A 14,492-nucleotide genomic window follows, 5' to 3' on the forward strand; every position below is an offset into this window, starting at 1 on the left:
TTTTTTAAGGAGCATTCTCCTGCTGTCCGCTATATCTTTACTGCCGAACCCCGGCAGTAAAGGATGTCGCTTCCATCAGGGCTAGGGCCTTAGGTTTCATAAGATGATTAATGAAAAAACATTTATCTTTGAAAAAAAATAACTATAAAAGCCTAAAAATTAATCTTAATTACAAACAGTAGCAATGCATATTTTAATAGTAGAAGATGAGTTGGGAATTGTTCAGTTTTTGCAGCAGGGACTGCAGGAAGAAGGATATAAGGTAACTACAGCCAACGACGGATTAAAAGGTTTTGAATTAACGCAAAACCATCAGTTTGACCTGATTTTACTGGACTGGATGCTGCCAAAAATCAACGGACTGGATCTTTGTAAAGCCATCAGGATTAAAAACCAGACAACACCAATAATTTTTTTAACAGCAAAAGATACTGTAAGTGAAACCATTCAGGGCTTGAAAGCAGGTGCTAATGATTATATAAAAAAGCCTTTTAGTTTTGAAGAACTGGCTGAGCGCATAAAAGTTCATTTCAGATACCAAAAGGGTTCAGGAACATTGTCTTTGGGCACTATCAAAATTGACTTGTCAAAATATACTGTTTTAAAAAACGATGAAGAAATTTCGCTCACACAAAGAGAATTTGAATTACTGTGCTATCTGATTGAAAACAAAGGAAAAGTTTGTACCAGAAACCAGATTTTAAAAGACGTCTGGGATATCAATTTTGAGTATGATACCGGGGTTATTGATGTTTTTATCAATGCCATCAGAAAAAAACTGAATTTAAAAATTGAAGAAGATTATATAAAAACAATCCGTGGTGTTGGATACATTGCAAACGATTAAAAATGACACAGCTTTCCTTTAGAAACAGAATTGCCTTAAATTATATCCTCATAACCGGTTTGTTGATTCTGGTGGTTTTTTCGATGATTTATTCCACAGTAAAATTTACAGTTTACAAGCATCTTGATGAAAATTTAATGATTGAAATTGAAGATCATTTAAAAGAAATTAAGGTCGAGAACAATGTAGTAATTTTAATGGATGCTGAAGAATGGGAAGAACGTGAACATAACTCGGTAGATGTAAATCCGATTTTTGTTCAGTTTTTGGATGTGAATAAAAAAATAATCGAAAAATCACCTAATCTAAAGAATGAAGCCCTCGTTTATCACGAAAATGTTAGGCATCTTAAGCCGTTTGATACAGAATTATTAGGCAGTACAATCAGACAGATTCAGGTTACACTTCATATAAAATCAAAGAAAATTGGTTATTTGATAATTGCAATGCCGCTAACAGATTCTGCAAATGTTTTAAATAATCTTTTTGAGACCCTATTAGTTGCATTTCCTGTAATTTTAGTAATACTGTTTTTAATTGCACGTTTTTTTGCAGGAAGAAGTATTAAACCAATCAATGCAATTACAAGCATTTCAGGGATGATTACAAAGGATAATTTAAAAGCCAGAATTCCTTTACCTAAACAAAGAGACGAATTACACACACTTTCAGAGACTATCAATAGCTTATTAAATCGTATTGAAGATGCGGTTGAACGCGAAAAGCAATTTACATCTGATGCTTCTCATGAACTAAGAACACCTTTAACCGTGATTAAAGGAACGTTGGAAGTACTCATCAGAAAACCCCGGGACAACAAGGAATATGAAGAAAAAATAAACTATTGTATTAATGAAGTAGATCATTTAAATACACTGGTTGATCAGCTTCTAGTTCTGGCAAGGTTTGAGAATCAAAGGCAAAATATCTTACATGAGTCCGTTTACCTAAACGCTGTGATTTTGGACGTTATAACCTTAAATTCAGGAAAAATAAACAGCAAGAAAATCAATATGAAATTTGATGCTCAGGAAGATTGTTACATCAATTCAGATAATTACCTTGTTGTAACGATTTTAAGGAACATTGTTTCGAATGCTGTCAAATATACAAATGAAAGTGGCGAGGTGGCTGTTTCTCTTTCTAAAAATCAAGGTAAGATAATCTGTAAAATTTCAGACAACGGAATCGGAATTGCCAAAAAAGATTTAGAAGCCGTTTTTAATCCTTTTTTCAGGTCAAATTCGACGGTACATCCCGAAATTAAAGGAACAGGACTGGGATTGTCTATTGTAAAACGTTTTACAGAACTTCTTGAAATTAAGTTTGAGATAGAAAGCAAAATTAATATAGGAACCACAGTGGTTTTAGAATTTAATGAAGAGAGAAAATAAGTGTCAGGCTGAGTCCATTCGACTTCGCTCAGGATAAACTTAGTTGAAGCCCTTTTTAATAAAAAAAAAGTATTAAAAAACATGAGAAATCTTTTTTTAACAATAAACTGTAGTTAAGTTAAAATAAAAATTGCTTTTTTATGAAATTAACCTGTATATTTGCAACCGAATCAAAGAATAAAAAAACAACCAACAATGTTTATAAACCAATTACATCATCATCATTTTCATAATTGCTCTCAGGCGATGTGTTAATGTATGGATGTAAATCATCATATTTTAAAACCCGTTTGAGTACATCAAACGGGTTTTTTATTACCTATTCTTTGTACTCAAACTATTAATTAAACAAAAAAAAGAAAAATGAGTACTTTAAAAATTGCAATTCAAAAATCAGGTCGTTTAAATGAAGACAGCATTCAAATCCTAAAAGACTGCGGTATTTCAATTAATAACGGAATCGATCAGTTAAAAGCCGAAGCTTCAAACTTTCCTCTTGAAGTTTTATACTTAAGAAATTCGGATATTCCTCAATACTTAATTGACGGAGTGGTAGATTTGGCAATTGTAGGAGACAATCTTTTGGTAGAAAAAGGAAAAGGAATTGAAGTAGTTCAGCGTTTAGGATTTTCAAAATGCAAAGTTTCTGTTGCTGTTCCTAAAACTTTTGAGTACAATTCGGTTCAGGATTTAGCGAATTTGCGTATTGCAACTTCCTATCCAAACACAGTTACGGAGTATTTTAACTCTTTTGGATTGACAGTAGACATTCACCAGATTTCAGGATCGGTAGAAATTGCGCCAAATATTGGTCTTGCAGATGCTATTGTGGATATTGTTTCCAGCGGAAGTACTTTATTTAAAAACAATTTGAAAGAAGTTGAGGTAATTTTGAAAAGTGAAGCAGTTTTGGCGGTTTCTCCAAAAGTTTCTCCGGAAATCCAAAAACACATTGATACTTTAAAATTCAGAATTCAGTCGGTATTAAGAGCCCGAAATTCAAAATATATTTTGATGAATGTGCCAAACGACAAGATCGATGAAGTGGGTAAAATTTTACCGGTTTTACGAAGCCTTACCGTTTTGCCATTAGCTCAGGAAGGTTGGAGTAGTGTTCACTCTGTAATTGATAAAGATACTTTTTGGGATGTAATCGATCAGCTAAAAGAAGCAGGAGCCGAAGGAATTTTAGTTTGTCCAATTGAGAAGATGGTACTGTAAAAAAGAAATTTCCAATTTTTTAAAATCCAAATTCCAACTTTACGAAACTTTGCAATCATACAGAATTGGAATTTGGAATTTTTAAAATTTGGAATTTAATATGAAATATTATGAATAAAATAAATAACCCAAAACCGGATACCTGGTCAGAAATATTAAAAAGACCTACAAAAACAATCGATGATATCGAAGTTACGGTTAAAGAAATATTTAAAGAAGTACAGAAAAAAGGTGATGAAGCAGTTGCGAAATACACTTCTATCTTCGACGGAATTGCTTTAGATAATTATGAAGTTACTTCAGAAGAAATTCAGGAAGCGATTAATTTAGTTTCAGTCGAATTGAAAGAAGCAATCCAGCTGGCTAAAAACAATATTTATAAATTCCATTCAGCACAAAAAACAGAAAGAATCTCGATTGAAACAATTGAAGGTGTAAACTGCTGGCAGGAAAAAAGACCAATTCAAAAAATTGGATTATATATCCCGGGCGGAACAGCTCCTTTGTTTTCAACTGTTTTAATGCTGGCTGTTCCTGCTGAAATTGCAGGTTCGAAAGAAATTGTGTTATGTTCGCCTCCGGATAAAAACGGCAAAATTAATCCTGCTATCTTGTATGCTGCCAATTTATGCGGAGTAACCAAAATATTAAAAGTAGGCGGAATTCAGGCTATTGCCGGAATGACGTTTGGAACAGAATCAATTCCGAAAGTGTATAAAATTTTTGGTCCTGGCAATCAGTTTGTAACCGTGGCTAAGCAATTGGCAACACAATTTGGAGTTGCAATCGATATGCCTGCTGGTCCATCAGAATTATTGGTAGTAGCTGATGACACGGCTGTTCCTGCCTTTGTAACTTCTGATTTATTGTCACAGGCAGAACATGGAGCTGACAGTCAGGTAATTTTAGTTTCGACTTCAAAAAAACTTATTGCTGCTGTAGAAGAGGAGCTTCAGGTTCAGCTTGAAGCACTTCCAAGAAAAGAAATCGCCAAAAAAGCCATTGCCAATTCTAAATTAATCTTTGTTGAAAATGACAAAATTGCTTTAGAACTTATCAATGAATACGGTCCGGAACACTTTATTATCTGTTCAGAATATGATGATTTTTACTGTAACGGAATCGTAAATGCAGGTTCTGTTTTTATTGGAAATTATACCCCTGAAAGTGCCGGAGATTATGCTTCAGGAACCAATCATACACTGCCGACAAATGGTTATGCCAAAAATTACAGCGGCGTAAATCTGGACAGTTTTATGAAATCAATGACTTTTCAGAAAATTTCAGAAAAAGGAATTCAGAACATAGGGCCAGCTATTGAAGCTATGGCTGAAGCAGAAGGGTTACAGGCACATAAAAATGCTGTTACTTTAAGATTGAGGAATTTAGATTAAATTAAAGAGAAAAGAATATAGAACAAAGAATATAGAAATTTTACAGACCAGATGAGAAGTCTTTCCTCTTTATTCTATTTTCTATATTCTAAAAAATTAAGACAATGAAATTCGATATAAACACAATAACACGTGAAAACGTAAAATCTTTAAAACCATATTCGTCCGCGCGTGATGAATTTGAAGATTTTGATACAGCCGAAATGATTTTTCTGGATGCCAATGAAAATCCATTTCAAAATGGAGTAAATCGTTATCCCGATCCACAGCAGAACTCGGTTAAGGCAATTTTAGCTAAGAATAACAATGTAAAACAAAGCCAGATCTTATTAGGAAATGGAAGTGATGAGGTTTTAGATTTGCTTTTCAGGGCTTTTTGCGAACCAAAAGCAGACAATATTATTTCGTTGCCGCCAACGTACGGTATGTACAGTGTTCTGGCGAATATAAATGCCGTTGAAAACAGAGAAGTTTTACTTTCGACAGATTTCCAGCCACAGGTGGAGAAAATTTTAGAAGCAGTTGACGAAAATACAAAAATCATCTTTTTATGTTCGCCAAACAACCCAACCGGAAATTCATTTTCGGATGAAAGTGTGGTGAAATTGCTTCAAAACTTTAAAGGTTTGGTGGTAATTGATGAAGCCTACATTGATTTTTCGGATAAAGAAAGCTGGCTGATAGAAATTGATGAGTATCCAAATTTGGTAATCACTCAGACACTTTCTAAAGCATACGGATTGGCCGGAATTCGTTTAGGAGTTTGTTATGCTTCAGAAGCTGTGATTTCAATTTTAAACAAAATCAAACCTCCATACAATGTAAACGAACTCACACAGCAAAGAGCGATTGAGCGTTTGAAAGACGGAGAAAAAATAAAACAGGAAATTGCTTCTATCATTGAACAAAGAGAAGAATTGCTTAAAGTTTTGACAGAAGTTGCTTTTGTTGAAAAAATATATCCAACAGAAGCTAATTTTGTTCTGGTAAAAGTGGATGATGCTAATAAAAGATACGATCAGTTGATTGAAAAAGGAATTGTGATTAGGAACAGAACAACACAGCCTTTATGCGAAAACTGTCTTCGTTTTACGATTGGTATTCCTGAGGAAAATGCTGTATTAATTAAGGAGTTGAAGTTGTTGAAATAGAAAAGAAGAGTAAAGAGTAAAGAGTAAAGAGTAAAGAAGAAAGAAAGTTGTAAAGCTCTAAACATTTAATTACAAGTCTATTCTCTTTGATTTCTTTATTCTAAAAAAAATAAAATATGAAAAAAGTACTTTTTATCGATCGTGACGGAACGATTGTTTTAGAACCAGAAGGATATCAATTAGACAGCTTAGATAAACTTGAGTTTTATCCGAAAGCGTTTCAGTATTTGGCAAAAATTGCCAATGAACTGGATTACGAACTGGCAATGGTAACCAATCAGGACGGACTGGGAACGGATAGTTTTCCGGAAGATACGTTTTGGCCAACACAGAATTTTATTCTGAGAGCTTTTGAAAACGAAGGCGTTTTGTTTGATGATATTTTTGTAGACAGATCGTTTCCGGAAGATAATGCACCAACACGCAAACCAAGAACCGGAATGCTGACAAAATATATTGACAATCCGAAATACGATCTGGCAAATTCGTTTGTATTAGGAGATCGTCTCACAGATGTTGAACTGGCTAAAAATTTAGGTGCAAAAGCCATTTTCATGAATTTGACTGATGGAGCAGGTAGTACTGAAATTTCATCAAAACGTGAAGAATTAGATGAAACGATTATTCTGCAGACAACGGACTGGAAAACGATTTATGAGTTTTTAAAATTAGAGGCACGTTCTGCTTCGATTACACGTAAAACGCACGAAACGGATATTTACATCAATCTGAATCTGGATGGAACCGGAAAAAGTAAAATCGATACCGGGATTGCTTTCTTTGACCATATGTTAGATCAAATCTCCCGTCATGGTCAAATGGATTTGGAAATTTTGGTAAAAGGCGATTTAGAAGTTGACGAGCATCATACTATTGAAGATACAGCAATTGCGCTTGGAGAGGTTTTTGCAAAAGCATTAGGAAATAAATTAGGAATTGAACGTTACGGTTTCTGCTTGCCAATGGACGATTGTTTAGCTCAGGTTGCCATTGATTTCGGAGGAAGAAACTGGCTGATTTGGGAAACCGAATTCAAACGTGAAATGGTAGGCAAAATGCCAACAGAAATGTTTTTCCACTTTTTTAAATCATTCTCAGACGGTGCAAAAGCGAACATCAATATCAAAGCGGAAGGTGATAATGAGCATCATAAAATTGAAGCAATTTTCAAAGCTTTCGCGAAAGCGATAAAAGTAGCTGTAAAAAGAGATACCGAAAAAATGATTTTGCCTTCGACGAAAGGGATGCTTTAATGAATTTTGTTTCAAGTTTTAGGTTTCACGTTTTGTTGAGCAACCTGAAACATGAAACCTGAAACAAAACAAACAAAAAACTAATGAAAATAGTAATAATAAATTACGGAGCAGGAAATATTCAGAGCATTATGTTTGCTATTGAAAGACTGGGTTTTAAAGCTGTTCTGAGTAATAATCCTGAGGAAATTCAGGCAGCAGACAAAGTGATTTTTCCTGGTGTGGGCGAAGCAAGCTATGTCATGAAAAAACTGAAAGAAAGCGGTTTGGATACTTTAATTCCAACTTTGAAACAGCCTGTTTTCGGCATCTGTCTCGGAATGCAGTTAATGTGTAATAAAACAGAAGAAGGAAACACAGAAGGCTTAGGAATTTTTGATGTCGATGTTATCAAATTTTCAAATAAGGTAAAAGTACCGCAAATGGGCTGGAATCAGATTTATGATTTAAAAACCGATTTGTTTAAAGGCGTTTCTGAAAATGAATTTATGTATCTGGTACATAGTTTTTATGCTCCAAACTGTGCTGAAGCCATTGCTACAACGAATTATGAAGTAGAATATGCGTCGGCTTTGCGCAAAAATAATTTTTACGGAACACAATTTCACCCGGAGAAAAGCGGGGATGTTGGAGAGAAAATCCTTGGGAATTTTCTTCAATTAAATAATTAAAAGATTTAATGATTTAAAAATTAAAAGTTCATAATGACAAATTTTTAAATTCTTCAATCTTCAAATCTTTAAATAAAAAAGTAAATGAGAATAATACCAGCTATAGATATCATTGAAGGAAAATGCGTTCGTTTGTCCAAAGGTGATTATGATACCAAAATAATTTACAATGAAAATCCGCTTGAAGTGGCCAAATCATTTGAGGCACACGGAATAGAATATCTGCATTTAGTGGATCTTGACGGTGCCAAATCGAGTAAAATTGTCAATTATAAAATATTAGAGCAAATTGCAACGCAGACAAGTTTAAAAATTGATTTTGGCGGAGGTTTAAAATCGGATGATGATTTGAGAATTGCATTTGAAAGCGGTGCAAACCAAATTACCGGTGGAAGTATTGCTGTAAAAAACAGAACAATCTTCGAAAAATGGATTTCTGAATATGGTTCGGATAAAATTATTTTAGGAGCTGATGCAAAAGACGAAAAAATTGCAGTTTCAGGCTGGCTGGAAGATTCTGATGAAGATTTGATTCCGTTTATTCAGGATTATCAAACAAAAGGAATTCAGTATGTTATTTGTACTGATATCGCCAAAGACGGAATGTTAGAAGGGCCAAGTTTTGATTTGTACGGCAAAATTTTAGCCGAAGCTAAAGGAATAAAATTAATCGCCTCAGGAGGTATTTCAACTTTTGATGAATTGCCCAAATTAGCTGAATTAGGCTGTGAGGGAACGATTATCGGGAAAGCAATTTACGAAGGCAGAATCACGCTAAAACAGTTAGAAAATTATATTTTAAATAAGTAGTATTCCGCAAAGATGCACAAAGTTAAGCGCAAAAGATTCACAAAATTTTGCGTAACTCTGAGAATCTTTGTGAATCTCTGTGAAACAACAAAAAAAATGCTTGCAAAAAGAATTATACCCTGTTTAGATATAAAAAACGGAAGAACCGTAAAAGGAGTTAACTTTGTTGACCTGCGTGATGCGGGTGATCCGGTTGAATTAGCTGAAATTTACTCAGCAGAAGGTGCGGATGAATTGGTTTTTCTGGATATTTCGGCTACGGAAGAAAGACGCAAAACGTTGGTTAATATGGTGCGAAGTGTGGCGGAGAAAATCAATATTCCGTTTACCGTTGGCGGCGGAATTTCATCTGTTGAAGACGTAGAAATCCTGTTGAATAACGGTGCTGATAAAGTTTCGATCAATTCATCGGCAGTAAAAAATCCACAGCTGATTAATGATTTGGCCCAGAAATTTGGAAGCCAGTGTGTTGTAGTTGCCATTGATGCCAAACAAATTGACGGACAATGGATCGTACATTTGGTGGGTGGAAAAGTTCCGACTGAATTAAATCTTTTCGATTGGGCTGTTGAGGTTGCTGAACGGGGAGCGGGAGAAATTTTATTCACCTCAATGGATAATGACGGAACTAAAAATGGTTTTGCAAATGAAGCTCTGGCAAAATTGTCAACTTTGATTAATATTCCGATTATTGCTTCGGGAGGAGCTGGAAATATTCAGCATTTCGTGGATTCATTTAAAGAAGGAAAAGCAGATGCGGCATTGGCAGCGAGTGTTTTTCACTTTAAGGAAATTGAAATTAAAGCTTTGAAACAGGAGTTAAGAAATAATTATATAGAAGTTAGAATTTAGAAAATAGAGTAAAGAATAAAGAAAAAAGAAAATCAAATGCGATTTTTCAATCTTTATATTTTTCAATCTTTAAATAAAATACATGGAAATAGATATCAAAAGCGCCCACGGATTAATTCCGGCTATCATTCAGGATTCAGAGACTAAAAACGTCCTGATGCTGGGATATATGAATGAAGAATCGCTTCAAAAAACAATAGAAACGCAAAAAGTAACTTTTTTCAGCCGATCCAAGCAAAGACTTTGGACAAAAGGTGAGGAGAGTGGTAACTTTTTAAATCTGGTAAGTATAAAAAATGACTGCGATGGTGATACGCTTTTAATTCAGGCAAAACCAGTTGGGCCAACATGTCACACGGGTGCAGATACCTGCTGGCAGGAACCAAATGATGTCAATTATGGCTTTATTTCCCAGTTAGAGAATACAATCAAAACCCGCAGAGAAAATGCTGATTCCGAACAAAGTTACGTAGCGTCTTTATTCGCAAAAGGAATCAATAAAATTGCTCAAAAAGTTGGAGAAGAGGCTGTCGAAGTGGTTATTGAAGCCAAAGACGATAACGATGATTTATTCCTGAGCGAAAGTGCCGATTTGCTTTTTCATTACCTGATTTTATTGCAGGCAAAAGGATATCAATTGAACGATGTAATAGAAGTTTTGAAGAAACGCCAGAAGTAGTTTCAGTAGATCGAAATAATCAAAATATATCAAAATATATCAAAAACCTGTCAGGAATTAAAGTTTCTGACAGGTTTTCTATTTTTTTAATTAAGCGTCAAAGCCCCTAAAATTTCTTCATACATAAAAGGGCCACCGGGATATTTGGCAGTGTAATCCAGATTCATCCAAACCTGACCGCGTTCGTCGATATGGTAATGAATTATTTTTCCCTTACTTTCTTTCACAAAAAGGACATTTTTAATCAGGTAATTAACTTTTTCCAGATCGATTAAAGATCCAATCAATATTTCCGGGTAAATATGTCCTTTGGTGTGAATTAATCTTGGTGTTCCTCCAATAGAACGAATTGCTGCAGCCATCAAGATCGAATGATCATCGCAATCACCCGAAAAATATTGTAAAGATTCACTGGCTGTGGCAATATAATCGCCTTCTTTAGGATCATTGACGTAATTCCATCGATTATTGATTTCCTTAAAAACAGCAAAACACTGAATTATAGTTCTGTAATCTGAATAGCCCCTTACCTTTTTAAAATGCTTTGTGGTTGACATGATAGCAAAGTTTCGAACCTTTGGGTCCTGATATTCTATCGCATTGATGATTTTTGTTTTATTAGGAAACGGAAGCAATTTTGCTACGATGATATCCTGTGGAAACGGGTTGTCAGACATGGTATAAATCATCGAATTGTAATCCTCGGATATTTCGGTAAAACCATAATTTCCAATCACGCTTCCGTAAAATAAAACCAACAAATAAACAGCAATACAAATGATGATGATGGTTCGTAACAACATCAGCAAGAAATAAATTGCGGCAAATACAAATAAAAAAATAAAAATACGGTCTAAATTAAAAGGCCATTTTAAGTCAATAAGGTTTTGGTGCAATATGATAAAAACCGGAATGGTAATCAAAAGACTCAATACCATAATAATAATCCTATCCCAGGGAGATTTTACCTGTAATTTGGATTTTAATTGCGGAAAGTCAATTTTTGGGAATTTTATCATAGCATTAAAAAGCAGTGTTTTTACATCGCTTTTACGGTTTCAACAAAAGTACTTTTTTTATCAATAATTCCCAGATCAAATAACTGATTTTGAATCTTAATAAATGCTTTTTCGGTTAAATTTTTCTGAGACCATTGTGTCAGTTTAAGCCATTCCTGAATATCTTCCAGTTTTTGATTGAAAATATCAGCTAATGTTTTGTCTATATCAGGAATCTGAGTAAAATCGTGTGTCGTACTGTTGATGATTTCAAGGATTTTCTCAACGGTTTTAGGATTTTTTTTCAAAAATTCATCACGAACTGCAATTACAAAAGAAGGCCATGGAGTGGGACAATCACTTACACGTCTGAAAACGCCTTTATCTACAAGAGGTTTTGTCATAAAACGCTCCCACATAAAGTAATCTGCAGTTCCGTTGGTCAGGGCTTCAACAGCACCATCTATCGTATTAATAATTTCAAATTGTATATTGTCAGTTTCCCAGTCTTGCTCATGTGCATTTACATACGCCATTAATTGAGAGCCAGAACCCAATCGTGAAATAGCAACTTTTTTATTTTCAAGGTCTTTTATAGTATGAAAATCTGATTTTTCAGCTACGTGAATTCCCCAGATTAAGGGAGACTGAACATAAATCTGAACAATTTTACTGGGATTTCCGGCAATAATATCTTTAATAATTCCCTCTGTTAAAATAACCGCCATATCGGTTTCTCCATCGCGGAGCATCTGGCACATTTTACCGGTACCTTCGGGAATATTTTTCCATTGTAAATCGATGTTTTCAGCTTCGAATTCGCCATTTTCAATGCATAGCTGCCATGGCAAATTGAAGTGTTCAGGAACACCTGCAATTTTTACTGTTTTCATTAGGTTGAAGTTTTAAGTTAAGTTGTTTGGGTATGCGTATTGTTTTGTTTGTTTGTTTGTTTAGTTTTTTAATAAATCTGTCCGGTGTTTATCTGAAAGGCAAGGCTCAGCGAATTCAATGATTTCCTGATCTTCGTATTGAAGAAGCAGGTTTTTTACAATAGAATAATCCACATCTCTTAAAACCTCAACAGCAAATAAGGTCTCATTTAAGCCTTCTGACGAACAGTTAATGGTCTTTAATTCTTCTCTGATGATCTCCTTATCAAAACCTTTTTCTAAAATTACAACCTGAAGTATAGAATTTCCAAAGCTTTCAATTGTTTTTTTATAAACCAGTCGTTCTTCATCTTCATCGTATTCAGCATAGAAAATATCATCTGTGGCAATTAAAGGACCAAAAAACGGAATATTATCTAATTTGAAGATTCCTTTCTCCAGGTCAATAATTTCTGCCCACATCGTTTCTGAAACGGTTTCTTCTAATAAGTCGCTGTAGTACTTAAACAATATTTTAATGTGTGTTTCTGACATTTTCTAATTTAATTTTGTGCTTTTAAAGGCGATATTAAAATTCGATATCCGTCCGGATCCTGAAACATTTTACCATTTTCATTCCAATACGGATTTATAGCCGGGATGATTGAGATATTATTGTCTGCAACCTTTTTTAGTATTGAATCATATTCAAAAAATGTTTTTGGATAAAGTACAATGATATCATCTTCATCAAAAATATGATTGGCTTTTGTTAGGGATTGTGTAAATTCAAAATGCCAGTCTAAATCCGGTTTTCCAATAAAAATACCATCGTAATTATTATGATTTTGAAAACCGCCGAGTATTTCAAAACCTAAAATATTCACGTAAAAATTTTCAATTTTCTTTAAATCATTAGTATGTCGGGCAACTCTCAAAATCATATTAAAAAAATAATTATCTAATTTAATTACCTGCCAGTTTATTCAATGTGTACCCAATTAATTCATCAACAGCTTTATACGGATCTTCACTAAATGTACCCGAAGCACGATTGGCGATAATGGCGTTTAAAGATAGCGCATTATGTCCTAAAAGTGCTGAAAGTCCATAAATAGCAGCTGTTTCCATTTCAAAATTGGTAATTCGGTTATCATTAAAATCGAAATTATCCATTTTATTATTAAGTTCCTCATCTTGGATATTCAAGCGTAATACACGCCCTTGTGGCCCGTAAAATCCTCCGGCTGTAGCAGTAATTCCTTTGAAAATTCTATCACTTTCAATGATTTTTTCCAGTTTTTCAGAACAGGCAATGGCGTAAGGTCTTCCTTTTCGGATATCCCAGTTGGTATGCATTATAAAAGCATCTTCGATAGCGTCTTCGGAAACTTCATCAAGTAAGTAAGAACGAAGCATGTTATCAAGTCCTAATCCAAATTTAGACATTACGAAACTATCTACCGGAATATCTTTTTGTAAAGAACCTGAAGTTCCGATCCTGATGATATTTAAAGAAGTCAATTCCTTTTTAGGAAGGCGGGTTGTTAAATCGATATTAACCAACGCATCCAGTTCATTTAAAACAATATCAATATTGTCAGGACCAATTCCGGTTGACATAACCGAAATCCGTTTGCCTTTGTAAATTCCGGTTTGGGTTTTAAATTCTCTTTTTTGAGTAGAATATTCAATGGAATCAAAAAACTGAGTAATTTTTTCTACCCGGTTTTGATCTCCTACAAAAATTATATCGTGCGCTATATGTTCAGGACGAAGGTTTAAATGATAAACACTTCCGTCAGGGTTGAGTATTAATTCTGATGCCTGTATCATTTTTTTTAGTTGCTAAGGTTTTTCTAAAATTCCAATTTTTAAAATTCCAAATTCCAATTCGTGAAACTTAAATGAGAGCTTTTGCGATTTTTAGATTGATACCAATTTATTGGAATTTGGAATTTAATAAATTGAGCTTTAAATTTTAACCGCCAACGCGTTTTGTTTTAAAGCCTTTCTCTTTTAAAATAGCCATAATTTTATCACGATAATCTCCCTGAATAATAATTGAAGGATCTTTGAAAGTACCACCAACACTGAGCTTTGTTTTAATTTCCTTTGCAAGGATTTTAAAATCTTCGTCAGAACCTTCGTAACCTTCAATTATAGTCGTGGCTTTTCCTTTTCGTTTTTCGAATTTGCAGATCATAGGTTCTTTCTGTACGTAAAGAACGTGTTCCTGCTCCTGAATTTCTTCCGGTTCGTTTGATTCAACGTGGTCCGGAAATAAATTTTTTAATTGATCTTTAAAGTCCATAAATTTTTATTCTAAAATAAATTCCAAATCATTACG

The 14,492-nt window shown here is 34.2% G+C and carries 16 protein-coding genes; 10 read left to right on the forward strand and 6 right to left on the reverse strand.

What is annotated here, in order from left to right:
* Positions 1–184: 184 nt before the first annotated feature.
* From GWR14_RS20025 to hisIE, 10 genes are all read left to right on the forward strand, one after another.
* Entirely contained in the window at positions 185–847 is a 663-nt protein-coding gene (locus GWR14_RS20025; RefSeq protein ID WP_163410921.1) for a response regulator transcription factor, read from the forward strand.
* Positions 848–849: 2 nt separating this feature from the next.
* On the forward strand, positions 850–2,241 hold the full coding sequence (locus GWR14_RS20030) for a sensor histidine kinase (RefSeq protein ID WP_163410922.1): 1,392 nt from the start codon (positions 850–852) through the stop codon (positions 2,239–2,241).
* A 363-nt stretch (positions 2,242–2,604) separates the two neighbouring features.
* Entirely contained in the window at positions 2,605–3,462 is an 858-nt protein-coding gene (gene hisG / locus GWR14_RS20035; protein WP_163410923.1) for an ATP phosphoribosyltransferase, read from the forward strand.
* A 110-nt stretch (positions 3,463–3,572) separates the two neighbouring features.
* Positions 3,573–4,856, forward strand: coding sequence for a histidinol dehydrogenase (hisD, locus tag GWR14_RS20040; RefSeq protein WP_163410924.1), 1,284 nt, complete (start codon positions 3,573–3,575; stop codon positions 4,854–4,856).
* Between the two features lie 104 nt (positions 4,857–4,960).
* A complete protein-coding gene (gene hisC, locus GWR14_RS20045) occupies positions 4,961–6,007 on the forward strand; it encodes a histidinol-phosphate transaminase (protein ID WP_187356550.1) in 1,047 nt (348 codons plus the stop codon).
* A gap of 116 nt (positions 6,008–6,123) precedes the next feature.
* Positions 6,124–7,260, forward strand: coding sequence for a bifunctional histidinol-phosphatase/imidazoleglycerol-phosphate dehydratase HisB (gene hisB / locus GWR14_RS20050; RefSeq protein WP_163410925.1), 1,137 nt, complete (start codon positions 6,124–6,126; stop codon positions 7,258–7,260).
* 83 nt (positions 7,261–7,343) lie between these two features.
* The gene (gene hisH / locus GWR14_RS20055) at positions 7,344–7,931 is read left to right on the forward strand and encodes an imidazole glycerol phosphate synthase subunit HisH (protein ID WP_163410926.1); all 588 of its coding nucleotides are present in this window, start codon (positions 7,344–7,346) and stop codon (positions 7,929–7,931) included.
* 84 nt (positions 7,932–8,015) lie between these two features.
* Positions 8,016–8,741, forward strand: a complete 726-nt coding sequence (hisA, locus tag GWR14_RS20060) for a 1-(5-phosphoribosyl)-5-[(5-phosphoribosylamino)methylideneamino]imidazole-4-carboxamide isomerase (RefSeq protein WP_163410927.1) — start codon at positions 8,016–8,018, stop codon at positions 8,739–8,741.
* Positions 8,742–8,837: 96 nt separating this feature from the next.
* Positions 8,838–9,593 (forward strand): imidazole glycerol phosphate synthase subunit HisF, encoded by a 756-nt coding sequence (gene hisF, locus GWR14_RS20065; protein ID WP_163410928.1) that lies wholly within the window; start codon positions 8,838–8,840, stop codon positions 9,591–9,593.
* Positions 9,594–9,675: 82 nt separating this feature from the next.
* The gene (gene hisIE, locus GWR14_RS20070; RefSeq protein WP_163410929.1) at positions 9,676–10,272 is read left to right on the forward strand and encodes a bifunctional phosphoribosyl-AMP cyclohydrolase/phosphoribosyl-ATP diphosphatase HisIE; all 597 of its coding nucleotides are present in this window, start codon (positions 9,676–9,678) and stop codon (positions 10,270–10,272) included.
* Positions 10,273–10,358: 86 nt separating this feature from the next.
* Here hisIE and GWR14_RS20075 read toward each other — a convergent pair whose 3' ends face one another.
* From GWR14_RS20075 to GWR14_RS20100, 6 genes are all read right to left on the reverse strand, one after another.
* Positions 10,359–11,291: a transglutaminase gene (locus GWR14_RS20075; RefSeq protein ID WP_163410930.1), complete on the reverse strand. Its 933-nt coding sequence runs from the start codon at positions 11,289–11,291 to the stop codon at positions 10,359–10,361.
* 20 nt (positions 11,292–11,311) lie between these two features.
* Positions 11,312–12,163: a substrate-binding domain-containing protein gene (locus GWR14_RS20080; RefSeq protein WP_163410931.1), complete on the reverse strand. Its 852-nt coding sequence runs from the start codon at positions 12,161–12,163 to the stop codon at positions 11,312–11,314.
* 60 nt (positions 12,164–12,223) lie between these two features.
* Positions 12,224–12,697, reverse strand: coding sequence for a DUF4265 domain-containing protein (locus GWR14_RS20085; protein ID WP_163410932.1), 474 nt, complete (start codon positions 12,695–12,697; stop codon positions 12,224–12,226).
* Between the two features lie 8 nt (positions 12,698–12,705).
* Complete coding sequence (locus GWR14_RS20090) at positions 12,706–13,086, reverse strand: VOC family protein (protein ID WP_163410933.1); 381 nt, start codon at positions 13,084–13,086, stop codon at positions 12,706–12,708.
* 22 nt (positions 13,087–13,108) lie between these two features.
* On the reverse strand, positions 13,109–13,978 hold the full coding sequence (locus GWR14_RS20095; RefSeq protein WP_163410934.1) for a nucleoside phosphorylase: 870 nt from the start codon (positions 13,976–13,978) through the stop codon (positions 13,109–13,111).
* A 145-nt stretch (positions 13,979–14,123) separates the two neighbouring features.
* Positions 14,124–14,456: a translation initiation factor gene (locus tag GWR14_RS20100; RefSeq protein ID WP_163410935.1), complete on the reverse strand. Its 333-nt coding sequence runs from the start codon at positions 14,454–14,456 to the stop codon at positions 14,124–14,126.
* Between the last annotated feature and the right edge of the window lie 36 nt (positions 14,457–14,492).

This window comes from Flavobacterium ajazii (assembly GCF_010614725.1).
Taxonomy (GTDB): domain Bacteria; phylum Bacteroidota; class Bacteroidia; order Flavobacteriales; family Flavobacteriaceae; genus Flavobacterium; species Flavobacterium ajazii.